Below are 21,580 nucleotides of genomic sequence, written 5' to 3'. Positions count from 1 at the left end.
CCGGCCGCCGCCGGGGACGCCGGCGCCGCGCTGGGCTGCGCGCCACCTGGCGCGGGCCGCATTCGCGGCCGCGCCCGCCCATGGCGGGCGCAGGGCGATGCTTTTTCCGCCGGGTATCAGGCCGCGGCCGGCGCGAAGTCCCGCCCGGGCACGGAAGCGAGCAGGGCGCGCGTGTAGGCGTGCCGCGGATCGGCGAAGACGCGGCCGATCGGGCCGTGCTCGACCACCGCGCCCTCCTGCATCACCGCGACGATGTCGCAGACCTGCGCCGCGACGCGCAGGTCGTGGGTGATGAACACGATCGAGAGGTTCAGCCGCTCCCGCAGCTCCGCCAGCAGCCGCAGCACCTGCGCCTGCACGGATACGTCAAGCGCCGAGACCGGCTCGTCCGCCACCAGAACCTCGGGCTCCAGCGCCAGCGCGCGCGCCAGGCCGATGCGCTGGCGCTGGCCGCCGCTGAATTCGTGCGGGTAGCGCTCGGTCGCCGCGGGATCGAGGCCGACCAGCGCGAACAGCTCCTTCGCCCGCGCCATCGCGGCTGCGGGGCTCGCGCCGTGCACGATGGGCCCCTGCGCGACGAGCTCGCCGGCACGGCGGCGCGGATTGAGCGAGCCGAAGGGGTCCTGGAAGACCATCTGCACGCGCCGCGCCGCGGCGCGCATGTCCCGCCGGCGCAGCGCCAGGAGATCCACGCCGTCCAGCCGGATGGCGCCGCCATCGGGCTCGATCAGCCGCACGATGCAGCGCGCGAGGGTGGACTTGCCGGAGCCCGATTCGCCCACCACGCCGAGCGTCGCGCCACGCGGCAGGTCGAGCGTGACGCCGCGCACCGCATGCGTCACCCGCGCGCCACGCCCGAGGAAGCCGCCATTGCGATACGTCTTCTGCACCGATTCGATGCGCAGGATCACATCGTCGGCCAGCGGGCGCGGCGGCGGTGCCTGCAGCGGCGGCACGGCGGCGACAAGCGCCCTTGTGTACGGATGCTGAGGCGCATGCAGCACCTGCGCGGCCGGACCCTGCTCCACCACCACGCCATGCTGCATCACCGCGACGCGGTCGGCGATCTCCGCCACCACGCCGAAGTCATGCGTGATGAACAGCACCGCCGTGCCCTTGCGCCGCTGCAGGTCGCGGATCAGGTGGAGGATCTGCGCCTGGGTCGTCACGTCCAGCGCCGTGGTCGGCTCGTCCGCGATCAGCACCTTGGGATCGAGCGCCAGCGCCATGGCGATCATCGCGCGCTGCCGTTGCCCGCCGGAAAGCTCGTGCGGATAGGCGCGCGCGGCCTGGGCGGGATGGGGGATGCGCACCTCCTCCAGCAAGGCGAGGGTGCGCGCGGCGATCTCGGCGGTCGGCAGCCCGGCATGGATTCGGAACATCTCGCCGATCTGGTCGCCGATCGTGCGCAGCGGGTTCAGCGCCGTCATCGGCTCCTGGAACACCATCGCGATGCCGGCGCCGCGGATCGCGCGCATCGTCCTTTCGTCGGCGGCGGCGAGATCCTTGCCCTCGAACAGCACCGACCCGTCCTCGATCCGCACGCCGGGCGGCAGCAGGCGCATGATCGCGCTCGCCGTCATGGACTTGCCGGAGCCGGATTCGCCGACCACGCAGAGGATCTCGTTCGCGTTCAGGTCGAGCGAGACATCGTGCAGCGCATGCGCCCGGTCCGCGCCCCTCGGCAGCGCGACCGTCAGCCCCTGCAGCGTCAGCACGGCGCTCATCGCCGGCGCAGCCGCGGGTTGAGCGCGTCGTTCAGCCCCTGCCCGACCAGCGAGACCGCCAGCACCGTGACCAGGATGGCGACGCCCGGAATGGCGGAGACATACCACTGCGCCCGCAGCACGTCCCGCCCGAGGCCGATCAGGTTGCCCCACGATGCGACATTGGGATCGGACAGGCGCAGGAAGGCCAGCGCGCTCTCCAGCAGGATCGCCACCGCCATGATGACGGAGGCATAGACGATCACCGGCGGCAGCGCGTTCGGCAGGATCTCGCGGAAGATGATCCTCCCGTCGCCCATGCCGAGTGTGCGGCAGGCCTGGACGAATTCGCGGTTGCGCAGGCTGAGGAACTCCGCCCGCGTCAGCCGCGCCGGCGCCGGCCAGGAGACGGCGCCGATGGCCACCGTGACGGTGACGATGTCCGAGCCGAACACCGCGACGAAGACCAGCAGCAGCAGGAAGTTCGGCAGCGTCTGGAACGCTTCGGTCACGCGCATCAGCACGTCGTCCACCCAGCCGCCGTGATAGCCCGCGAACGCGCCGATGACGACGCCGAGCGCGATGGCGATGGAGGTCGCGACCACGCCGATCAGCAGCGAGACCCGCGCGCCATGGAAGATCTGCGCCGCGATGTCGCGCCCGGAATTGTCGGTGCCGAGGACGAATCGCGGATTGGCCCCCGGCCATTGCAGCGGCCGCCCGGCCAGCGAGAGCGGATCGCGCGGGAAGAACCAGTCCGCGCTGACCGCCATGGCGACGACCGCCAGCAGCAGCACCAGCCCGATCATCGCCGGCGGGCTGCGCAGATAGGCGGCGACGAAGCGCATCAGTTGCCCGGCCCGATGCGCGGATCGAGCCGCGCATAGAGCAGGTCCACGATGAAGTTCACGGTGATGACCAGCAGCGCGGAGACGAAGACGATGCCGAGCAGCGTGTTCAGATCGCGCTGCACCACGGATTCATAGGCCAGCCGCCCGAGCCCCGGCAGCGAGAACACGCTCTCCACCACCACCGAGCCACCCAGCATGGTGCCCGCCTGCAGCCCGACCAGGGTCACCATCGGCAGCATCGCGTTGCGCAGCACGTGGCGCACCACCACGCGGGTCTCGTCCAGGCCCTTGGCGCGCGCGGTGCGGACGAAATCGAGGCTCAGCACCTCCAGCATCGAGGCGCGCATGATGCGCAAATAGATCGCCAGGAAGATCAGCCCGAGCGTCAGCGTCGGCAGCACCAGGTGGGTGGCGATGTCGAGCGCGCGACGCAGGCCGGCGTAGCCCGCGCCGATCTCCTCGAAGCCGCCGGCGGGCAGCCATTCCAGATGCACCGCGAACAGCACGATCGCCATCAGCCCGAACCAGAATGAGGGCGTGGCGTAGAACACGAGGCCAAGGGTGGAGATCAGCGTGTCCGGCCAGCCATTCACCCGCCGCGCCGCCAGCACGCCCAGCACCAGCCCGAAGAAGAAGGCGAAGGAGAGCGCCGAGGCCATCAGCAGCAGCGTCGCCGGCAGCCGTTCCAGGATCACCGTCGCGACCGGCTTGCCGTAGATCGCCGAGAAGCCGAGGTCGAGCCGCACCAGGCGCCAGAGATAGTTGCCGAGCTGCGCCGGCAGCGAGAGGTCGAGGCCGTAGAAGGCGCGCAGCTCCGCCGCCACGCGTGCATCGCCGCCGCCGCCGGTCTGCGCGATCAGCGCATCCACCGTGTCGCCGGGGGCGAGCTGCAGCAGCAGGAAGACGCCGACCAGGATGATCAGCAGCGTGGGCAGGGAGGCGGCCAGCCGCCTTCCCGCCAGCGCGAAGATCCGCATCAGGTCAGGAGGCGAGCCACAGATCGTGCCAGGAGGAGGACGCCCAGCGCGGATTGTTCGCGTAGTTGCGCAGCCGCTTGTTGAAGACCGAGACGAAGATCTGCTCGATCGGCATCCACAGCGGGATCTGGTCGTTCACCCGGCGCACGAAATCGGCATACAAAGCCTTGCGCTTCGCGGGGTCGAGCTCGGTCTGCGCGGCGTCTATCACCTGGTCGGTCTGCGCGTCCTCCCAACCCCACTGGTTGGTCCAGGGTGCGCCCTTCGGCTGGCCGGAGCGATACCACACCGTGGTGGAGACCGCCGGATCGCTCCGGTACTGGTGCCAGCCGGTGGCAAGGTCGAAGTTCCAGTCGTTGTACACCGTGCGCAGGAAGCCGGCGGCGTCGAGGCGCACGATCTCCACGCGGATGCCCACCTCCTGCAGCGATTGCTGGATGAAGGTGGACCACAGCGCGATGTCCTCGCCCCAGGGCGCGGGATGCAGGCGGAGCGTGAAGCGCACGCCGCCGGCGCCGCGCCGATGCCCGGCCTCGTCCAGCAGCGCATTGGCGCGCCGGCGGTCGAAATCGTACTGCGGCATGCCCGGCCCCGGATAGTAGTCGGTCGAGACGGACGGGATCGGCCCGGTGCCGCGCTTCGCGAAGTCGCCGAGGAAATTCTCGATGAAGAAGGGCACGTCGAGCGAATGGGCGATCGCGCGGCGCACGCGGATATCGGCCAGCACCGGGTTGCGGAAGTTGAACTCCAGCGTGTTCGTCCGCGCGTTGCCCTCGTTGCCCTTGGTCGTCACGTCGAAGCGCGGATCGCGGCCGAGGCGCTGGAAATCGGCGATCGCCAGCGAGGAGTAGGGCGCGAACAGGATCTGCCCCGCCTCCATCTGCGCCGCGGCGGCGGCGCGATCGCCGACGACACGCCAGACGATGCGGTCCAGATAGGGCAGGTTGTTGCGCCAGTAGTCGGGGTTGCGCTCGGCAATGATGAACTGGCCGCGTTCGTATTGCACGAACTTGAACGGGCCTGTGCCGACCGGCGCGGTGTTCGCCGGGTTCTGGCGGATGTTGCTGCCTTCATAGACATGCTTGGCCGAGACGTAGCCGAGGTCGGTCAGCGCGCGCAGGATCAGGTTCATCGGCATCGGCCGCTCGTAGCGGAACACCGCCGTGTGCGGATCGGGCGTGTCCACCGCCGTCAGGAACAGCTGCAGCGCGGTGCCGTAGTTCTGGATCTTCTTCCACATCTCCATCGCCGTGAACTGCACGTCGGCGGAGGTGAACGGCTTTCCGTCGTGCCAGGTCACGCCGCGGCGCAGGCGGAAGGTGATGGTCTTGCCGTCCGGCGAGCTCTCCCAGCTCTCGGCGAGGCAGGGCGTGGGGTTGCCTTGCGCGTCCAGGTCCAGCATCGGCTCCTGGATCTTGCCGCCGACGATGTAGACGCCGGTCGAGGCCTGCAGCGACGGGTTGAGGATGCGCTGCTCGGTGGCGAAATGCACCGTCATCACCCCGCCGCGACGGGGCTGTTCCTGTGCGAAGCTCAGTTCCGGGAACGCCACGCTCGAAGCGAGCGCGGCGGAGGTGGAAAGCATCGCGCGGCGGCTGAGGTTCATCTGTGTCTCCTCTCGGGCCCGGCTGGTGCGGTGCAGCATCCTCGCGGCCATGGGGCGGCGTCAACCTCCCGTCACGCCGGCACGAAGCGCAGCAGCACCCCGGTGGCGCGCGCGGGCGGCGCCGCGACCGTTGCGCCGGGCGCCGTGCCGAGCGCCTTCGCGGCCGCCGCCATGTCCTTCGTGCCCAGGACGAGAGCCGCGCCGCCCTCTTCCGGCAAGCCGTCGAGCGCCACGCCCGGATGCCGCGCGGCGAGCGTCGCGCGGTCCAGGAAGACGAAGTCGCCGCGCGTGCTGCCGGACGGCACGCGGAAGGCGCCATCGGCCTCGCGCTCCGCCGCGCGGTCGATCAGCTTGGCCAGGTGTGCCGCCGCCGCCTCCGGGTTCTTCGCCAGCACCTCGATCCGCACGATGCGCGTCGCCCCATTGGCGTGCGATTGCAGTTCCGGAATCCAGACATTCCCGCGCGTGAGATGCTGGCAGGCGAAGATGCCGAGGCCCGCGGGGCGGTGGTCGCGCGGCCACTGGAACACGTTGAAGCGCGCTTCCGCCTCGCCGCCGCCGGGCAGCGGCACCGGGCGGCCGAAGGCGACGGGGCCGGTCGCGGCGAAGCCCCGCGCGCGCACTTCCTCAGCGCCGGCCGCGGCGTCCGTCGCCGTGAAGGCTGCGCGGTCGAGGCCCTCGCGGCCTTCGAGGAAGGCGCGCAGCCCGGCATTGTGGTCGGTCGGCACCAGCACGCCCAGCAGCTCCATGTAGTCGTCGCCCAGCATCATCGTGTAGTTGCCGGAGCCCATATGCGCGCTGTGCGTGCCGCGCGGCGACATGGTGAAGCCGAGCGCCGCCCATTGCTTCGCCGCCGCGTCCAGATCGCGCACCGCAATGACCACATGGTCCAGCCCGATCACGTTGCGCAGCGCCATCACACTCTCCTCTCGCGGGACCGCGATTGCAGCCCATCGCGGCCGGCGCGGCAACGGGCCTTGAGGCGCGGGCTCGCTGCGGCTTTGATGGCGGGCATGGACGTCACCTGGCCGCCCTCCCTCTGGGCGCATGTCTCCCCGCCCGGCCCCGAGCTTCCCGCGCTGGAAGGCACGCAGACGGCCGAGGTCGCGGTGATCGGCGCCGGCTTCACCGGCCTCTCCACCGCGATCCATCTGCGCGAGCTGGGCATCCCCGTGACGGTGGTGGAGGCGGCCGAGCCCGGCTGGGGCGCCTCCGGCCGCAACAACGGGCAGGTGATCCCGACGCTGTCGCGCCACGATCCCGCGGCCATCATCGCGCGCCATGGCGCGGCCGGCGAGCGCTTCGTGCATGTGCTGCGCGACAGCGCCAGCATCCTGTTCGACCTGGTGCGCCGGCATGGTATCGAAGCGGAAGCCGAGCAGGAAGGCTGGGTGCAGCCCGCGCATTCGCCTGGCCGGATGAAGATCGCCGAGCGCCGCGTGAAGGACTGGGCGCGTTTCGGCGCGCCGGTGGAACTGCTCGACAGCGCGGCGATGGAGCGGATGCTCGGCTCCTCTGCCTGGTTCGGCGGCTGGTGGAACCGCACGGGCGGGCATGTGAACCCGCTGATGCTGGCGCGCGGCATGGCCCGCGCGGCGCTCGCGGCCGGCGCGACCATCTTCGCCCGCTCCCCTGTGCTGACGGTGGAACACAAGGACGGGCGCTGGCTGGTGGCGACGGCGCGCGGCACGCTGCGCGCCCGCGCGCTGGTGCTGGCGACCAACGCCTATACCGGCGAATTCTCGCCAACCCTCCAGCCGGACGTCGCGAAGGAGGTGGTGCCGCTGCTGTCCTGGCAGCTCGCGACGCAGCCCATCTCGCACAACGTCGCCGCCACGATCATCCCTGGCCGGCAGGCGATGTCGGACACGCATGGCGAGCTCTATTTCACGCGCTGGGATGCGCGCGGGCGGCTGATCACCGGCGGCAATGTCGCGATCCCGGTGGACCAGGCGCGGCGCCTGCGTCCCTATCTCGCCGCACGGCTGCAGCGTCTCTGGCCGCAGATCGGCGAGGTGACCTTCGAGCATGTCTGGAGCGGCTATGTCGGCATGACGACCGACTTCTTCCCGCACCTGCATCGCATCGGGCCCGACGGCTATGCCTGGGCCGGCTGCAACGGCCGCGCCGTCGCGCTTTCTACTGCGCTTGGGCGCGAATTCGCGCGTGCGGTCCAGGGCGTGCCGGATGAGGAGCTCGGCCTGCCCTTCACCGATCCGACGCCCATTCCCTTCCACGGCATCGCGCGGCGCGGCGCGCCGCTGATGCTGCTGCTGTATCGGCGCCGCGACGCCAAGGAGGTGGCGTGATGGAGATCCGCGACGGCGTGCGCGTGATCGGGCCGGAGGATGCGCCGAGCTACTGGCAGCCCGTCCCCGCCAACGGCTTCGTCCGCTGCATCCTCAGCGGCAAGGAACTCGGCACCGGCTTCTCCATGGGCACGCAGACGGTCGCGCCGGGCTGCATGGTGCGCGAGCACACGCATGACCGGCATGAGGAGGTGATCCACCTCACCGCCGGCCACGGCTTCGCCCGTATCGACGGCGAGGATATTCCGATCGCAACTGGCGCCACCGTGTTCCTGCCGCGCAACCGCAAGCATGGCTTCGTGAATGCGGGGAGGGAGCCGATGACCTTCGTGTGGTTCCTCGCCCCCGGCGGTCTCGAGGACTTTTTTGCTGCGATTGGCCGCCCGCGCGAAGCGGGCCAGCCCGCGCCCGAGCCCTTCCCGCGGCCGGCCGACGTGGCGGAGATCGAGCGCCGCACCGTGTTCGGCTGGGCCGACCAGGCGCCGAAGCGCTGACCTACTCCGCGAAGTGACACGCCGCCTGCTGCGCCGGCCAGTCCGCGCGCAGCGGCGGTTCCTGTTCCGCGCAGAGCGGCCCCGCCATCGGGCAGCGCGTGCGGAAGCGGCAGCCGGAGGGCAGGTTCGTCGGGCTCGGCGGCTCGCCTTCCAGCGCGAAGCTGTCGGTCACGCGCGGCCCGCCGATCTTCGGGATCGCCGCCAGCAGCGACTGCGTGTAGGGGTGCCGCGGCGTCTCGAACACCGCCCGCGTCGCGCCGATCTCCACGATGCGGCCAAGATACATCACCGCCACGCGGTCGCAGATCAGCCGCACCACGGAGAGGTCGTGCGAGATGAACAGATAGGTCAGGCCGAAGGCGCGCTGGAGCTCCAGGAACAGGTTCAGGATCGTCGCCTGCACCGAGACGTCGAGGCCCGAGGTCGGCTCGTCCAGGATCACCACCGAGGGCTTCAGCGTCAGGATGCGCGCGAGCCCGACGCGGCGCTGCTGCCCGCCGCTGATCTCGTGCGGGTAGAGATCGAGATGCGTCTCCGGCAGGCCGACCGCGCGCAGGATCTCCCGCACGCGCCGCTCGCGCTCCTCCTCCTTCAACGCGGTGTGCACGATCAGCGGCTCGTGCAGCGAGGAGCGGATGGTCCAGCGCGGATCGAGCGAGGCGCCGGGGTCCTGGTAGCAGTATTGCAGGTGCTCGCGCCACTTGCGGCTCTGATGCGGCTTGAGGCCCGCGATGTCGTGGCCCTCGAACACCACGCGCCCGGCCGAGGCGGTGTGGATGCCCATGAGCGTCTTGCCGAGCGTGGACTTGCCGCAGCCGGATTCGCCCACGATGCCGAGGATCTCGCCGCGCGACACCTCCAGCGAGACCTCGTCCACCGCCTTGAGCCAGCCGATCCGGCGCTTCCACACGTTGCGGACCGGGAAGTGCTTGCTGAGGCCCTCGACGCGCAGGATCGGTTCGGCGCTCATGCCGCCCGCTCCGCGGCGACCAGCGGGTGGTGGCAGCGCACCGTATGCGTGGGTCCGAGCGCATCGCGCGACGGGCGATGCGCGCGGCACGCTTCGCTTGCGCGCTCGCAGCGCGGATGGAAGCGGCAGCCCGTGGGCGGGTCGATCAGCCGCGGAATCTCGCCGGCGATGCCGCGGATGCCGTTCTCCGAGGAGGGCAGGCTGTCCAGCAGCTTGCGGGTGTAGGGGTGCGAAGGCCGCGCGAAGAAACTCGCGACCGGCGCCTCCTCCACCTCCTGGCCGGCATACATCACAGTGATCCGGTCGCAGATCTCATAGGCTGTCCCTAGGTCGTGCGTGGTGAACAGCACGGCCACGCCGCGCTCCCGCGCGAGCTGCTTCAGGATCTTCAGGATCTGCGCCTGCACGGTGACGTCGAGTGCGGTGGTGGGCTCGTCCGCGATCACGAGCTTCGGCTCCGGCAGCAGCGCCATGGCGATCATCAGCCGTTGCCGCTGGCCGCCGGAGACCTCATGCGGGTATTTGCGCAGCACGCCTTCCGGGTCGGGCAACTGCACAAGGCGCAGCAGGTCCAGCACGCGCGTGCGGTCGGCGCGGCTGCGCTCGCGCCGCGACATCTGCGGGTCGCTGCGCAGCAGCGGCGACTTGAAGCGCATCAGGTCGTCGATCTGCGTGCCGATGGTGAAGACCGGGTTGAAGGCGGTGAAGGGATCCTGCGGGATGTAGGCGATCTCCTTCCCGCGAACGTCGCGCGCCAGGCGGTCCTGGTCCAGCGCCAGCAGGTCGCGCCCGTCGAAGCGGATGGTTCCGGCCTCGATGCGCGCGTTGTTCGCTGGCAGGATGCCGAGGATGGCGCGCGCCAGCGTCGTCTTGCCGCAGCCGGATTCGCCGACGAGGCCCATGATCTCGCCGCGCCCGATGGTCAGGTCCACGCCGTCCAGCACGCGCGCCAGCCCCGCATCCGACGCGAAGGAGACACGCAGGTCGCGGACCGCGATCAGCTCACTTTCCATGCCGCGCCGCCCGCCGGAGCCTTGGGTCGAGCACGTCGCGCAGCCCGTCGCCGAGCAGGTTGAAGCCCATCACCACGAGGAAGATCGCGAGCCCCGGGAAGGCCGCATACCACCAGGCCATCGGCAGGAATTCGCGCGATTCCGCGATGGTGCGCCCCCATTCCGGCGTCGGCGGCGGCGGGCCGAGGCCGAGGAAGCCGAGCGTCGCCGCCGTCAGGATCGTGCCGCCCATGCCGATGGTGGTGCGCACGATGATCGAGGAGGAGATCGAGGGCAGGATGTGCAGCACCATCACGCGGAAGGGCGAGCAGCCCAGTGCGATCGCCGCCTCCACGAAGGGCTCGTTCTTGATCGAGCGCGTCTCGGCATAGACCAGACGCGCCCAGAACGGCCAATAGGTGGCCGACAGCGCGAGGATGACGTTCTCGATTGAGGGCCCGAGCGTCTGCGCGATGGCAATCGCCAGCACGATCTGCGGCACGGCGAGGAAGATGTCGGAGACCCGCATCAGCAGGCTGCTGCCGAAGCCCTCATAATAGCCCGCGATCAGGCCCATCGGCACGCCGATCAGCACGGCCACCGCGATGGCGGTCACCGCGATGGTCAGCGTGATGCGCGCGCCGAAGAGGAGGCGCGAATAGATGTCGCTGCCCATGCGGTCCGTGCCGAGCCAGTTCTCCGGGCCCGGCGGGGAGAGCCGGCGCGCGGTGTGGAACTCCGTCACGTCGCCGGGATGGGTGGAGAGCAGGGGTGCGAGGATCGCCGCGGCGATCAGCGCCAGGATCAGGATCAGCCCGACCAGCGCGGCGCGGTCCTCCGCCAGCTTGCGCAGGATCCGCAGCATCAGCGCGTCTCCCGCGGGTCGATCATGCCCTGCAGGATGTCCACCAGCAGGTTGACCACGATGAACATCGCACCCGCGATCAGCGTGAAGCCCATCACCGCGTTGTAGTCCGAGCTCAGGATGGAGTTGACGGCGAAGAGGCCGAGACCGGGCCAGTCGAACACCGCCTCCACCACCACGGCGCCGGCCAGCAGCAGCCCGAAGATCAGGCCGATCTGCGTGACCGTGCCGATCAGTGCGTTGCGCAGCACGTATTTCCACACGATCAGCCGCCGCGGATAGCCCATCGCGGTTTCGTACAGCACGTAGTTGGACTGCAGCGCGTTCAGCACGCCCGCGCGGGTGAAGCGCACGATCGTCGCGGTCGCGGGCAGCGCCAGGGTTGCCACCGGCAGGATCATGTGGCGCAGCGCGTCCAGCAGGATCTCGGGGTCCTGCCAGATGATAGCGTCGATCGTGTAGAAGCCGGTGATCGGCTCCGGCCCCCAGCCTTCCACGCGGCCATGCAGCGGCGTCACGCCGAGGCGCATGGAAAAAAACAGCTGCAGCAGGATGGCGAACCAGAAGCTGGCGATGGCCAGCCCCGCGATCGTCACCACGCGCAGGCCGTGGTCCAGCCAGGAATTGCGCTTCAGCGCGCTGACCACGCCGAGCGGGATGCCGATCAGGCTCGCCACGATGATCGCCGCGATGGCGAGTTCCAGCGTGGCGGGCAGGCGGCTCAGCAGGTCCTCGGCGACCGGGCGGCCGGTGTAGATGCTGCGCCCCATGTCGCCCTGCACGATGGAGACCAGGTAGTGCCAGAACTGGATATGCAGCGGCTTGTCGAGGCCCAGCCGCTCGCGGATCGCCGCGATGGTCTCGGGCGTCGCGTTCTCGCCGGCGACGAAGGCCGCCGGGTCCGCCGGGATGACATGCGAGATGAAGAAGACGATCGCCAGCAGGCCGAGGATTGTCGGCACGAACCACGCCAGCCGCCCGAGAACCAGGACAAGCGTCTTCACGGGGCGGCGCGTCCCGCCGCCCCGCCTGCAGCCGAACCCAGGCTCACGTGATGCTGAGCCAGCGCATCTCCTGCCCGTCGCCGATCGGGCAGAACCGCACGCCCTGCACGTTCTTGCGGAAGGGGCCGTACCATTTCGTGTTGTGGATGAACAGCGCCGCCGCGTCTTCCGTGGTGATGCGGGCCACCTGCTCGTAGAGCGGGGCGCGCTTCGCCTGGTCGGCATTGGCCAGCGCCTGGTCCAGCAGCCGGTCCACCTCGGGGTTCGAGTAGTAGCTGGCATTGCCGCCGCGGTGGCGGTTGGTGGCCAGCAGCTCGCCCGCCCAGTTGTGCGGGTCGGCGTAGTAGGTGCTGCGCCACAGGAACAGCATGTCGTACATCTGCTCCGGGTCGCGCATCTTGTTGGACACGACCGGCCAGGGCTCGTTCACCAGCCGGCTCTGGATGCCGGCGCGCGTCAGCCCGTTCTGCAGCAGCGCGGCGGCCTGCATGGACTGCTCGTAGCCGATCATGCCGGCGACCACGATCTCGCGCATCGGCGCCTGCACCCGCTGCAGGTACCACTTCGCCTTGTCGATGTCGAAGGTGTAGCCGGCCACGTCCTTCGGCGAGCCCCACATCGGGTTGGGGATCACGGTCGTGTTCCGCACCACGGAGCCCGACAGGATGTTGTTGATCCAGCCGTCGTAGTCGAAGCAGTGGCAGACCGCCTTGCGGAAATTGATGTCGGTGAAGGGCGGGCGCTTGTGGTGCATGGTCGCGTAGAAGAGGCGCGTGGATTCCGCCTCCATCACGTTCATGTTCGGATCGCCCTGCAGGCGCGTGATCTGGTCCTGCGGCATGTAGGGGTCGGTGCCCTGGAAGTCGCCGCGGATGAGGCCGAGCACGCGGCTGTTCACCTCCGCCACGTAGCGGAAGTCGATCTCGGCGAGGCCTGCCGCGCCCTTGAAATGCCCGTCGAAGCGCTGCGCGAGGAAGCCGCGCGCGGGGTCGAAGCGGCGCAGGATGTAGGAGCCCGAGCCCGCATCGTTGCGGGAGATCCATTCCTGGCCCCAGTCGCCGTTGCGCTCGTTGCGCTTCACCAGCGCGCTGTTCACCACATAGATGTCGTGCGTGGTGGCGGCGAAGATCGCAGAGGCGCTCTTGAGGTTGAACTCCACCGTCAGGCGGTCGCGCGCCTTGGTCGTGCCCGGATCGATCAGCGTCGCGAAGAGCGGATAGGCGCCCTTCTTCACCGCCAGGATTCGCTCCATGGAATAGACCACGTCCTCGGCCGTCAGGTCGGTGCCGTCGTGGAACTTCACGCCCTGGCGCAGCTTGAACACGTATTGCTTGCCGTCCTCGGAGACGGTGAAGCTCTCGGCCAGCCAGGGCTCCAGCTTCGGCGGGTTGTCCAGCCAGCGCATCAGCCCGTCATAGAGGTTCAGGCGATAGGCCACGCGGCCGACATCGAAGGTGGCGTGCGGGTCCATGGTGTCGAAGGCGCTGCCATTGGCGAAGGCGATGCGCCCGCGCCCCTGCGCCCGCGCCGCCTCGGGCAGTCCCACCGCGCCGATCGCGGCACCCGCCGCGCCCGCGCGCAGCAGATCGCGCCGCCCCAGGCCGGCGGCGGTCGTCATTCCGGATTCTTCACGCATCTTTTCCGCCTCCTTGGTTCCTGTCTCCCTCCCCATGCTGGACACTCGTCGAAAGCGGCGTCAAGCCGCGGGCGCTCCGCGGCATGCGCGCGCTGCCGGCGCGCCGCGCTATTCCGGACAGCGGCGCGCTGCGTCATGCTGCATCCACAGGCAAGGCGAAGGACCGCTTCCGATGCGTTTCGAATCCCGCAAGGTGGTCATCACCGGGGCCGCGGGCGTCTATGGCCGGGCGCTCGCCGCCGCCTTCGCCGCCGAGGGCGCGACACTGCTGCTGACGGACCGCGATCCCGCCGCGCTTGCCGCAGCCGCGGCGCCGTTGCCGGCCGCGCGCGTCGCGCTGCATGCCGCCGACCTCCGCGACGACGCCGCGCTCGATCGTCTCGTGGCCGCGGCCAATGAGGGCGGGGCGCCGCATGTGCTGGCGAACAATGCGGGGCTCTATCCGTTCATTCCGCTGATGGATGCCACGCCGGCGGAATACGACCGCATCATGGACGTGAACCTGCGCGCGCCCTTCCGCCTGATGCAGGGCATCGGCCGCGCCATGGCAGCGGCGGGGCGCGGCTCCATCGTGAACGTCACCTCCTCCGCGGCGGATGTCATCCGCGGCAATGGCGTGCCCTACGGCGCCTCGAAATGCGCGCTGGAATATCTCACCCGCGCCTTCGCGATCGAGCTCGGGCCGAATGGCGTGCGGGTGAACTCCGCGCGGCCCGGCTTCGCGGAGGGCAGCGCGGAGGTTCGGATGCCGGAGGGCTACGCCACCGCGATCCGCGCGCGCGCGCTGCTGCCGCACCCGAACCGGCCGGAGGATTTCTGCACCGCGCTGCTGTTCCTGTGCTCGGACGAGGCGGCCTTCATCACCGGCTCCGTCCTCGATGCTGGCGGCGGCGGCCACATCAATCGCCGCGACGGCGCCTCTACCCGCGCGCGGAGCTGACCCCGCCTACAGCCCCGGCGAGCGGCTGGCCGGTATCGCGCCGGGATCGGTGCAGCTGTTCGGCGAGGCGCGTCAGGCGGAGACCGCCGAGCGGTGCAACTGCTCGCCCGTGCAGGCGGCGAGCAGCAGGACCGCCAGAAGGACCGCTGCGCGCCGCATCAGCTGAACAGGTCGCTGACGCTGCTCTCCTCGCTGATGCGCTTCATCGCCTCGGCGATCAGCGGCGCGATGGTGAGCTGCCTGATGTTGCGGCTGACGCGCACCGCCTCGGTGGCCAGGATGCTGTCCGTCACCACCATCGTCTCGATCGGCGCCGCACCGACGCGCGCCACCGCGCCGCCCGAGAACACGCCATGCGTGACATAGACGCTGGCGCTCTTGGCGCCCTGCTTCAGCAGCGCCTCGGCCGCGTTGCACAGCGTGCCGCCGGAATCGACGATGTCATCCACCAGGATGCAGTGCCGGCCCTCGACCTCGCCGATCACGTTCATCACCTCGGAGACGCCCGCGCGCGGGCGGCGCTTGTCGATGATGGCGAGGTCGGCGCCGATCCGCGCGGCAATCGCCCGCGCGCGCACCACGCCGCCGACATCGGGGCTGACCACGATGGTCTCGCGGCCCGCGAAGCGCTCCTGGATGTCGCGCGCGAAGAGCGGCGCGGCGAAGAGGTTGTCCACGGGGATGTCGAAGAAGCCCTGGATCTGCCCGGCATGCAGGTCCATCGTCAGCACCCGGTGCGCGCCGGCCTCCACGATCAGGTTCGCCACCAGCTTGGCGCTGATCGGCGTGCGGCTGCCGGATTTCCGGTCCTGCCTTGCATAGCCGAAATAGGGGATCACCGCCGTGATGCGCCGCGCGCTGGCGCGCCTGAGCGCATCCAGCATGATCAGCAGCTCCATCAGGTTGTCGTTCGCCGGGTAGCTGGTGGACTGCACGACGAACACGTCCTCGCCGCGGACGTTCTCGTGGATCTCGACGAAGATCTCCATGTCGGCGAAGCGCCGCACGGAGGCTTGCGTCAGCGGCATGCCGAGCGCCGCGGCCACCGCCTCGGCGAGAGGACGGTTGCTGTTGCAGGCGATGATCTTCATGCGGCGAGGCCCCGGGGCGGTGTCGAGCCGCCGCGCGGCAGCCCGCGCGGTCGCGCGACCGGATAGCAATGTGTCATCCGGGTGTCCATCGCGGCGGCGCGAGCCTGGCGCATGGCCGCCCCGACAGGGTCAGCGTGCCGCGGCGGGCGGGTTCGCCAGTGTGGGCGGCGCGGCGGGCGTCGCGGCAGGGTCCGGCCGCGCCATGCCGCCGGCATTCGCGATCACGTCGCGCACGCCGCCCGAGGCCTCGTCCGCGACCACGAATGCGATATCAGCCCACAGCCCGTTCAGGCTGCCGGCAGGCACCTCGTTCAATTGCAGCACGCGGCCGAGGTCGTAGCCGTCCCTGCGGGAGACGGTCCAGACGATCTCCACGCGCTGCTGCCCGCGCTCGGGCGGTGTCACGGTCACGACGCCCTGCACGGCGAAGCCGGCGCCATCGGCCTGGTCCTGCACCTGCAGACCCAGCGCGGCCAGGCGCTCGGCCATCCGCGCCGTCAGGCTGCGGTTGCCGTCGCCCGGCGCGCCGCGCACCGGCTGCAGCAGCACCACCGGGGGGCCGGCGCCGACCGCCTGCTCGTCGCCGGTGCGGCGCAGCGCATCGGCCCGTCCGACCATCGCCGCGATGGCCGGGGCCGCTTCGGTCGCCGCGCCGCGCAGCACGGCCTCGCCGCCCTCCGCCCAGTCGCGGAGCGGCACGGCGCGGCCGGCATGCTCGCCGAGCGGCCGGCCGTCCGCGTCGCGCAGCGCGTAGCGCGGCACGATCCGCTCTCCTTCGCGCGCGGCGGTCACCACAAGCTGCCAGTCCAGCGGCCAGGCCGGTCCGTCGATGGCAGGGACTTCCTGGGCCAGCAGCGCTTCCGCCAGGAGTCGCGAATACGCCTCGGCATCGGCATCGGTCAGCATCGCCTCGGGCGGTGCCGGCACGGCGAGGCGATAGGCGGGCGGCCGTGCCAGCCGCGCACCCAGCGCGCCGGGCTGGCCGCGGAAGGGCTGCGGCAGGTCGCCGCAGCCGGCGAGCGCGGCAAGGCCGCCGAGTGCCGCGGCAAGGCGGCGCCTAGATGAGCGCACAGGAAACCAGCATCGTCAGGAAGATCATGATCGTGAACATGATGACATAGGGCAACGGCTCACCTCTCCGGCAGCGCGATGGCGGAGAGTTGGTGGCCGATCGGGCCCGCCGCGGCAAGCGTGGCGCGCCGATGGCTGAAGTATTTTCCTTCGTTCGCCAGCGTGTCGTCGCCGACCCAGGCAGCCTCGCCGACGCCCGCGTCCCGCAGGCGCATCAGGCAATAGCCCGGCAGGTCGAACTGCCAGCGCTCCGCGCGCCGGCCGGGAGCGAGGAAGGCCGCGCCTTCCGGCGTCGCGGCGAGCAGCGCGTCGCGCAGGTCGGGGCCGACCTCGTAGCTCTCCTGCGCGATGCAGGGGCCGATCGCCGCGGCGATGCGGGCACGCGCAGCGCCCAGGGCCTCCATGGCTTCGAGCGTCGCGTCCACCACGCCGGCCACCGCACCGCGCCAGCCGGCATGGGCGGCGCCGACCACCCCGGCCTCGGCGTCGGCGAACAGGATGGGTGCGCAATCGCCGGTGACGATGCCGAGCAGCATCCCCGGCCGGTCGGTCACCATCGCATCGGCCTGCGGCCGCGCATCCTCAGGCCATGGCTCGCGCAGCGTCGCCACCGCGATGCCATGCACCTGCGTCAGCCCGACCAGCCGGTCCGGCGGCAGGCCGAGCGCATCGGCGGCGCGGCGCCGGTTCTCCCGCACCGCATCGGCATCGTCGCGGCCGGAGAGCGAGCAGTTCAGGCTGGCGAAGCGCCCGGCGGAGACGCCGCCCTCGCGCGTGAAGAAGCCATGCGGCACGGGCAGCGCGGCGGTCAGGAAGGGCGGCATCGCTACTCCTCGAATCCGGGCGGCGGCCCGAGACGGGAATCGCAGAGCGCGAGCGCCTTGAACAGCCGCCCCATCGCTTCGGGTGCCACCAGGCGCTCGGCGCCCGACAAGATCTCGCCGGCCAGCCGCGGCCGCGCCTGCGCCAGCATCGCCGCCCGCGTCATCAGGCCGAGGCGCTGGAGGAACAGCCCCTGCGGCAGCGGCCCGAAGGCGCCGGCACCGGCCCCGCGGGCGGCCTCGGCAAGTGCGGGAAAATCCACATGCGCCGTCAGGTCCCGCGAGCCCGGCTCGGCCAGCGGGTCGAGGCCCGTGCGGTGCGCCTGCATCGCCTGCAGCGTGTCGCCGAAGGCCGGCGCGCCCGAGGGAAGGCCATATCCGTAATCCACCAGCAGCGCCGCGCCGCCCTCAGCCGCCCGGCGGGCGGCCCGCGCGGCGACGAAAGCGAGCGCGGGCTCGCTGACCTCCTTCACCGCGCCCTCCGGTGCCGCCTCCGGCAGGGCAGGGGCGTCCTCCGCCGGTCGTTCCAGGAAGGCGCCGTCCCGCACCCAGCGTTCCATCCAGCCCTCGCCGCGGCGGACGAATTGCCGGATCGGCAGGGCGTCGAGGAACTCGTTGGCCAGCATCAGCAGCGGGCCGGCGGGCAGGGCGGCGATGTCGTCATGCCAGGCGGCGACGGCGCCGCCGAGCAGCCGCGCCTGGGCCTCCCGCAGCGTCGGCGATTGCTCCACCAGATGCACCCGCGCCGCGGCGCGGAAGGCAGGGGCAGCCTGGGCCACCGCGCGCAGCGCATCGGCCATCAGGGTCCCGCGCCCCGGCCCGCATTCCGCGAGGATCACCGGATCGGGCCGGCCCATGCGCTCCCACAGCACGGCGCACCAGGCGCCGAGCACCTCGCCGAAGGCCTGGGAGATTTCGGGGGCGGTGGTGAAGTCGCCCGCCCGGCCGAAGGGTTCGGCGCGTCGCGCATAATACGCGGACACGGCCCGCGCCATGAACGCGTCTAGCCGTTCCGCACCGTTGCCCATGCGATTCAGACCTGCGGTGCTCGCCGCCCGAGGCGGCTGCGCCCTCCGGTCATCGCATGGGGGCGCCCATCGCCGGGCGGGACCGCGCGCGCAGGATCAGCCACAGCCCCGCGGCGATCATCGGCAGGGACAGAAGCTGCCCCATGGTGATCCCGGCGAAGAGGAAGCCGAGATGCGCATCGGGCTGGCGGAACAACTCGCCCACCAAGCGCGCGACGCCATAGCCGACCAGGAACACACCGCTCAGCAGGCCCGGCCGGGCGCGGATCGCCGGGATGCGCACCAGCACCATCAGCAGCGTGAAGAGGCAGATGCCCTCCAGGAAGGCCTGGTAGAGCTGGCTCGGATGCCGCGGCTCCGGCCCGCCATGCGGAAAGACCATCGCCCAAGGCACGTCGGTGACGCGGCCCCAGAGCTCGCCATTGGCGAAATTCGCCAGCCGGCCGAGGAACAGCCCGATCGGCACCACCGTCACCACCCGGTCGGCCAGCAGGAAGGGGTCGATCCGCTGCCGATGCGCGAACCACAGCAGCGCGATGACCACGCCCAGCATGCCGCCATGGAAGGACATGCCGCCCTGCCAGACATACAGCGCCTCCCACGGCGCGGTCAGGTAGAAGCCCGGGCGGTAGAACAGGACGTAGCCGAGCCGCCCGCCCAGGATGATGCCGAGCGTCACCCAGGTCACGGCGTCGTCCACCTGCTCCCTGGTGGCGGCCGCCGGCGGCAGCGCGCAGAGCCGCCGCGCCAGCCACCAGCCCAGCACGATGCCGCCGATATAGGCCAGCGCGTACCAGCGCAGCTGGAGGGGACCGATCTCGAGCGCGACCGGGTCGATGGCGGGGAAGGCGATGACGGGCAGCATGGCGCGTCAGCGATGCGGGTCGGGGCGCATCAGGAAATCGCGGACATAGCGGCCGACGCCTTCCTCCAGCGGGATGGTCTCGCGGTCGTAGCCCGCCGCGCGCAGGCGGCCGAGCGGCGCCTCGGTGAAATACTGGTACTTGCCGCGGAGGTCGGGCGGCATGTCCACGAACTCGACCGCGTCGTTGCGGCCCATCGCGGCGAACATCGCCCGCACCAGGTCCAGGAAGCTGCGCGCCCGGCCGGAGCCGACATTGAACAGGCCGCTGACCTGCGGGTTCTCGAGCAGCCACAGCATCACCGCGACGCAGTCGTCCACATGCACGAAGTCGCGCATCTGCGCGCCATCGGCGATGCCCGGCCGGTCGGAGCGGAACAGGCGGGCCGGCGCGCCGCCCTGCACCTCGTTGAACTTGTGGAATACCACGGAGGCCATGCGGCCCTTGTGGTACTCGTTCGGCCCATAGACGTTGAAGAAGCGCAGCCCCGCCCATTGCGGCGGGCGCGGCAGGCCGCGCGCCAGCATGTCCGCCACGCGCCGGTCGAAGGCCAGCTTCGACCACCCGTAGAGGTTGAGCGGGCGCAGCGCCGCCAGCGCGGCGGGGGAGGGGTCGTCCTCGAAGCCCTGCGCGCCGTCGCCATAGGTCGCGGCGGAGGAGGCATAGATGAACGGCACCCCCCGCTCCGCGCAGGCGGCCCAGAGCCGGAGCGGCAGGGTGATGTTGGTCGCCGCCACCAGGTCGCCGTCGGTCGCGGTGGTGGCGCTGATCGCGCCCATGTGCAGCACCGCCTCGATGCGGCCCGAGCCGGCCAGGACATCCTCCAGCGCCTCGGGCGGCAGGATGCCGGCGATGCCGTGCCTGGCCAGGTTGCGCCATTTCTCGCGCCCCGGCGCGCCTTCGCGCAGCCGGTCCACGACCAGGACCTCCGCCCCGCGCGCGGCCAGGGCGGCGACGAGGTTGGACCCGATGAAACCGGCGCCGCCGGTCACGACATACATCGGCGGGCGATCCGTTCCCTGTGCAGGCTGCGTTCGCGGCGCGGGGGAGCTAAGCAGGCCGCCATGCGCCGACCCGGCGGCGGTATAGGGCTGGGCGTCGCGGCCGCACAAGCAGCGGTCCGGGACGGGCCCGGCGAGGGCCCGGCACCGGCCGGGCGAGGAAGAAGGAGTGTGCGTGATGGCAAGTGGCAGCGAAGGCGGCGAGGGCGGCGGCCGGGGCGGCAAGCGGGGCCTGTTCGACGACCTGGCCGGCATGGCGGGCGGCGCCTTCTCGGTGATGGCCGCGATGCGGACCGAGGCCGAGGCCATCGCCAAGGCGCAGGCCGAAGCCATGGTGCAGCGGCTGGAACTGGTCCGGCGGGAGGAGCTGGACGCCGCCCTGGAAGTGGCCCGCCGCGCCCGCGAGCAGGCCGAGACCCTGGCCCACCGCGTCTCGGAACTGGAGGCTCGGGTCGCCGCGCTGGAAGCGCCGAAGGAGGATGCGGCCGGTCCTGACGAGACGCCGTGAAAGGTTGTCCACAAGCATCTGGATGTTAACACAAAACCGACTCTTGCGGCGCAGTTTCGCGGGTGCGTAGTCTACCTGTAGTGGCGATTCGGGGTACTGAGCCCCAACACCTCGGTGCCCGGCCGGGCATCGGGAACCCTTTCGGGATACGCGGCGGCCCCTCTTTCCACCGCGGATCCGCCCGGGCGAAGGAGGTGCCGCATGTCTGCCTATCTTGCCCATGAGACCCATGAGCGGGCCGGCAACCCGCTCGACATCATCGAGCAGATCATCGCCTCCAACGAATGGGCCTTCGAACGTCGCAGCGACGCCGAGATGGCTGCCGAGGCGCCGGGCAAATGGTGCGACTACGGCCTCTATTTCTCCTGGTCGCACGAGATCAGCGCGATGCATTTCTCCTGCGCCTTCGACCTGAAGGTGCCGCCCGAGAAGCGCGAGAAGCTGTTCGAACTGCTGGCGATGGCGAACGAAAAACTCTGGATCGGCCATTTCGGCATCGACAGCGACGACGGCGTGCCGGTGTTCCGCCATTCCGTGCTGCTGCGCGGCGCGCCGGGCGCCTCCGCCGAATCGCTGGAGGACATGGTGGACATCGCGCTGACCGAGTGCGAGCGCTTCTTCCCCGCCTTCCAGTTCGTGCTGTGGGGCGGCAAGCCCCCGGCCGAGGCGCTGCAGGCGGCGATGCTGGACTGCGTCGGCGAGGCCTGACGACTCGCCACGCGCCGTCACGGCGAAGGCTTGCTTCCCGCCGTCATGGCGAAGGCTTGCTTCCCGGGGGGGGGGGGGGGGGGGGGGGGGGGGGCCGGGGGGGGCGCCGCGCCCCCCCCCCCCCCCCCCCCCGCGCCGC

At 71.0% G+C, this 21,580-nt stretch carries 21 protein-coding genes; 5 read left to right on the top strand and 16 right to left on the bottom strand.

Annotation, left to right across the window (positions count from 1 at the left end; genetic code table 11):
- Window positions 1-116: 116 nt before the first annotated feature.
- The 5 genes from AC1MIR_RS17830 to AC1MIR_RS17810 all read right to left on the bottom strand — a co-directional run bounded on the left by AC1MIR_RS17830 (window position 117) and on the right by AC1MIR_RS17810 (window position 6,057).
- Window positions 117-1,727: an ABC transporter ATP-binding protein gene (locus AC1MIR_RS17830; protein ID WP_480029523.1), complete on the bottom strand. Its 1,611-nt coding sequence runs from the start codon at window positions 1,725-1,727 to the stop codon at window positions 117-119.
- Window positions 1,724-2,554, bottom strand: coding sequence for an ABC transporter permease (locus AC1MIR_RS17825; RefSeq protein WP_480029522.1), 831 nt, complete (start codon window positions 2,552-2,554; stop codon window positions 1,724-1,726). Before AC1MIR_RS17825 ends, AC1MIR_RS17830 begins: the two co-directional genes overlap by 4 nt.
- Window positions 2,554-3,534, bottom strand: a complete 981-nt coding sequence (locus AC1MIR_RS17820) for an ABC transporter permease (protein WP_480029521.1) — start codon at window positions 3,532-3,534, stop codon at window positions 2,554-2,556. Before AC1MIR_RS17820 ends, AC1MIR_RS17825 begins: the two co-directional genes overlap by 1 nt.
- A 4-nt stretch (window positions 3,535-3,538) precedes the next feature.
- A complete protein-coding gene (locus AC1MIR_RS17815; RefSeq protein ID WP_480029520.1) occupies window positions 3,539-5,140 on the bottom strand; it encodes an ABC transporter substrate-binding protein in 1,602 nt (533 codons plus the stop codon).
- 71 nt (window positions 5,141-5,211) lie between these two features.
- Window positions 5,212-6,057, bottom strand: coding sequence for a VOC family protein (locus tag AC1MIR_RS17810; RefSeq protein WP_480029519.1), 846 nt, complete (start codon window positions 6,055-6,057; stop codon window positions 5,212-5,214).
- Window positions 6,058-6,153: 96 nt separating this feature from the next.
- Between AC1MIR_RS17810 and AC1MIR_RS17805 the strand changes: the two genes are divergently transcribed.
- Both AC1MIR_RS17805 and AC1MIR_RS17800 read left to right on the top strand, forming a co-directional pair.
- Window positions 6,154-7,449, top strand: a complete 1,296-nt coding sequence (locus AC1MIR_RS17805; RefSeq protein WP_480029518.1) for an NAD(P)/FAD-dependent oxidoreductase — start codon at window positions 6,154-6,156, stop codon at window positions 7,447-7,449.
- Window positions 7,449-7,943, top strand: coding sequence for a cupin domain-containing protein (locus AC1MIR_RS17800; RefSeq protein ID WP_480029517.1), 495 nt, complete (start codon window positions 7,449-7,451; stop codon window positions 7,941-7,943). The genes AC1MIR_RS17805 and AC1MIR_RS17800 overlap by 1 nt, the downstream gene beginning before the upstream one ends.
- 1 nt (window position 7,944) lies before the next feature.
- Here AC1MIR_RS17800 and AC1MIR_RS17795 read toward each other — a convergent pair whose 3' ends face one another.
- From AC1MIR_RS17795 to AC1MIR_RS17775, 5 genes are read right to left on the bottom strand one after another with little or no spacing between them, the layout of a single operon-like run.
- Window positions 7,945-8,913, bottom strand: coding sequence for an ABC transporter ATP-binding protein (locus AC1MIR_RS17795; RefSeq protein ID WP_480029516.1), 969 nt, complete (start codon window positions 8,911-8,913; stop codon window positions 7,945-7,947).
- A complete protein-coding gene (locus AC1MIR_RS17790) occupies window positions 8,910-9,926 on the bottom strand; it encodes an ABC transporter ATP-binding protein (protein WP_480029515.1) in 1,017 nt (338 codons plus the stop codon). The genes AC1MIR_RS17795 and AC1MIR_RS17790 overlap by 4 nt, the downstream gene beginning before the upstream one ends.
- Window positions 9,916-10,770 (bottom strand): ABC transporter permease, encoded by an 855-nt coding sequence (locus AC1MIR_RS17785; protein WP_480029514.1) that lies wholly within the window; start codon window positions 10,768-10,770, stop codon window positions 9,916-9,918. Before AC1MIR_RS17785 ends, AC1MIR_RS17790 begins: the two co-directional genes overlap by 11 nt.
- The gene (locus tag AC1MIR_RS17780) at window positions 10,770-11,774 is read right to left on the bottom strand and encodes an ABC transporter permease (RefSeq protein WP_480029513.1); all 1,005 of its coding nucleotides are present in this window, start codon (window positions 11,772-11,774) and stop codon (window positions 10,770-10,772) included. Before AC1MIR_RS17780 ends, AC1MIR_RS17785 begins: the two co-directional genes overlap by 1 nt.
- 43 nt (window positions 11,775-11,817) lie before the next feature.
- A complete protein-coding gene (locus AC1MIR_RS17775; protein ID WP_480029512.1) occupies window positions 11,818-13,392 on the bottom strand; it encodes an ABC transporter substrate-binding protein in 1,575 nt (524 codons plus the stop codon).
- Window positions 13,393-13,582: 190 nt separating this feature from the next.
- Between AC1MIR_RS17775 and AC1MIR_RS17770 the strand changes: the two genes are divergently transcribed.
- Window positions 13,583-14,350: an SDR family NAD(P)-dependent oxidoreductase gene (locus AC1MIR_RS17770; RefSeq protein WP_480029511.1), complete on the top strand. Its 768-nt coding sequence runs from the start codon at window positions 13,583-13,585 to the stop codon at window positions 14,348-14,350.
- A 158-nt stretch (window positions 14,351-14,508) separates the two neighbouring features.
- Here the strand turns inward: AC1MIR_RS17770 and AC1MIR_RS17765 are convergent, their stop codons facing one another.
- From AC1MIR_RS17765 to rfaD, 6 genes are all read right to left on the bottom strand, one after another.
- Window positions 14,509-15,441, bottom strand: coding sequence for a ribose-phosphate pyrophosphokinase (locus AC1MIR_RS17765; protein ID WP_480029510.1), 933 nt, complete (start codon window positions 15,439-15,441; stop codon window positions 14,509-14,511).
- 129 nt (window positions 15,442-15,570) lie between these two features.
- Entirely contained in the window at window positions 15,571-16,512 is a 942-nt protein-coding gene (locus AC1MIR_RS17760) for a hypothetical protein (RefSeq protein WP_480029509.1), read from the bottom strand.
- Window positions 16,513-16,571: 59 nt separating this feature from the next.
- The gene (gene pgeF, locus AC1MIR_RS17755; RefSeq protein WP_480029508.1) at window positions 16,572-17,336 is read right to left on the bottom strand and encodes a peptidoglycan editing factor PgeF; all 765 of its coding nucleotides are present in this window, start codon (window positions 17,334-17,336) and stop codon (window positions 16,572-16,574) included.
- Between the two features lie 2 nt (window positions 17,337-17,338).
- Complete coding sequence (locus tag AC1MIR_RS17750) at window positions 17,339-18,361, bottom strand: class I SAM-dependent methyltransferase (RefSeq protein ID WP_480029507.1); 1,023 nt, start codon at window positions 18,359-18,361, stop codon at window positions 17,339-17,341.
- A gap of 49 nt (window positions 18,362-18,410) precedes the next feature.
- Window positions 18,411-19,226 (bottom strand): prolipoprotein diacylglyceryl transferase, encoded by an 816-nt coding sequence (gene lgt / locus AC1MIR_RS17745; protein ID WP_480029506.1) that lies wholly within the window; start codon window positions 19,224-19,226, stop codon window positions 18,411-18,413.
- A gap of 6 nt (window positions 19,227-19,232) precedes the next feature.
- A complete protein-coding gene (gene rfaD / locus AC1MIR_RS17740; protein ID WP_480029505.1) occupies window positions 19,233-20,225 on the bottom strand; it encodes an ADP-glyceromanno-heptose 6-epimerase in 993 nt (330 codons plus the stop codon).
- A 178-nt stretch (window positions 20,226-20,403) separates the two neighbouring features.
- On the opposite strand from rfaD, the gene AC1MIR_RS17735 reads away from it, so the two are divergent.
- Both AC1MIR_RS17735 and AC1MIR_RS17730 read left to right on the top strand, forming a co-directional pair.
- On the top strand, window positions 20,404-20,733 hold the full coding sequence (locus AC1MIR_RS17735; protein ID WP_480029504.1) for an accessory factor UbiK family protein: 330 nt from the start codon (window positions 20,404-20,406) through the stop codon (window positions 20,731-20,733).
- A gap of 201 nt (window positions 20,734-20,934) precedes the next feature.
- Window positions 20,935-21,441, top strand: coding sequence for a type III secretion system chaperone family protein (locus AC1MIR_RS17730; RefSeq protein WP_480029503.1), 507 nt, complete (start codon window positions 20,935-20,937; stop codon window positions 21,439-21,441).
- Window positions 21,442-21,580: the final 139 nt, after the last annotated feature.

The organism is Falsiroseomonas sp. RANM36 (genome assembly GCF_056682175.1).
Note: the sequence above shows the minus strand (reverse complement) of the source record. Positions and strands in the feature narration are given on the sequence as shown.

What these genes read in the sequence shown, in the direction of transcription:
- AC1MIR_RS17765 (WP_480029510.1), bottom strand. Translation starts at nt 15,441, where the DNA reads ATGAAGATCATCGCCTGCAACAGCAACCGTCCTCTCGCCGAGGCGGTG.
- pgeF (WP_480029508.1), bottom strand. Translation starts at nt 17,336, where the DNA reads ATGCCGCCCTTCCTGACCGCCGCGCTGCCCGTGCCGCATGGCTTCTTC.
- AC1MIR_RS17815 (WP_480029520.1), bottom strand. Translation starts at nt 5,140, where the DNA reads ATGAACCTCAGCCGCCGCGCGATGCTTTCCACCTCCGCCGCGCTCGCT.
- AC1MIR_RS17750 (WP_480029507.1), bottom strand. Translation starts at nt 18,361, where the DNA reads ATGGGCAACGGTGCGGAACGGCTAGACGCGTTCATGGCGCGGGCCGTG.
- AC1MIR_RS17825 (WP_480029522.1), bottom strand. Translation starts at nt 2,554, where the DNA reads ATGCGCTTCGTCGCCGCCTATCTGCGCAGCCCGCCGGCGATGATCGGG.
- rfaD (WP_480029505.1), bottom strand. Translation starts at nt 20,225, where the DNA reads ATGTATGTCGTGACCGGCGGCGCCGGTTTCATCGGGTCCAACCTCGTC.
- AC1MIR_RS17820 (WP_480029521.1), bottom strand. Translation starts at nt 3,534, where the DNA reads ATGCGGATCTTCGCGCTGGCGGGAAGGCGGCTGGCCGCCTCCCTGCCC.
- AC1MIR_RS17800 (WP_480029517.1), top strand. Translation starts at nt 7,449, where the DNA reads ATGGAGATCCGCGACGGCGTGCGCGTGATCGGGCCGGAGGATGCGCCG.
- AC1MIR_RS17775 (WP_480029512.1), bottom strand. Translation starts at nt 13,392, where the DNA reads ATGACGACCGCCGCCGGCCTGGGGCGGCGCGATCTGCTGCGCGCGGGC.
- lgt (WP_480029506.1), bottom strand. Translation starts at nt 19,226, where the DNA reads ATGCTGCCCGTCATCGCCTTCCCCGCCATCGACCCGGTCGCGCTCGAG.
- AC1MIR_RS17805 (WP_480029518.1), top strand. Translation starts at nt 6,154, where the DNA reads ATGGACGTCACCTGGCCGCCCTCCCTCTGGGCGCATGTCTCCCCGCCC.
- AC1MIR_RS17770 (WP_480029511.1), top strand. Translation starts at nt 13,583, where the DNA reads ATGCGTTTCGAATCCCGCAAGGTGGTCATCACCGGGGCCGCGGGCGTC.
- AC1MIR_RS17795 (WP_480029516.1), bottom strand. Translation starts at nt 8,913, where the DNA reads ATGAGCGCCGAACCGATCCTGCGCGTCGAGGGCCTCAGCAAGCACTTC.
- AC1MIR_RS17730 (WP_480029503.1), top strand. Translation starts at nt 20,935, where the DNA reads ATGTCTGCCTATCTTGCCCATGAGACCCATGAGCGGGCCGGCAACCCG.
- AC1MIR_RS17790 (WP_480029515.1), bottom strand. Translation starts at nt 9,926, where the DNA reads ATGGAAAGTGAGCTGATCGCGGTCCGCGACCTGCGTGTCTCCTTCGCG.
- AC1MIR_RS17830 (WP_480029523.1), bottom strand. Translation starts at nt 1,727, where the DNA reads ATGAGCGCCGTGCTGACGCTGCAGGGGCTGACGGTCGCGCTGCCGAGG.
- AC1MIR_RS17735 (WP_480029504.1), top strand. Translation starts at nt 20,404, where the DNA reads ATGGCAAGTGGCAGCGAAGGCGGCGAGGGCGGCGGCCGGGGCGGCAAG.
- AC1MIR_RS17785 (WP_480029514.1), bottom strand. Translation starts at nt 10,770, where the DNA reads ATGCTGCGGATCCTGCGCAAGCTGGCGGAGGACCGCGCCGCGCTGGTC.
- AC1MIR_RS17810 (WP_480029519.1), bottom strand. Translation starts at nt 6,057, where the DNA reads ATGGCGCTGCGCAACGTGATCGGGCTGGACCATGTGGTCATTGCGGTG.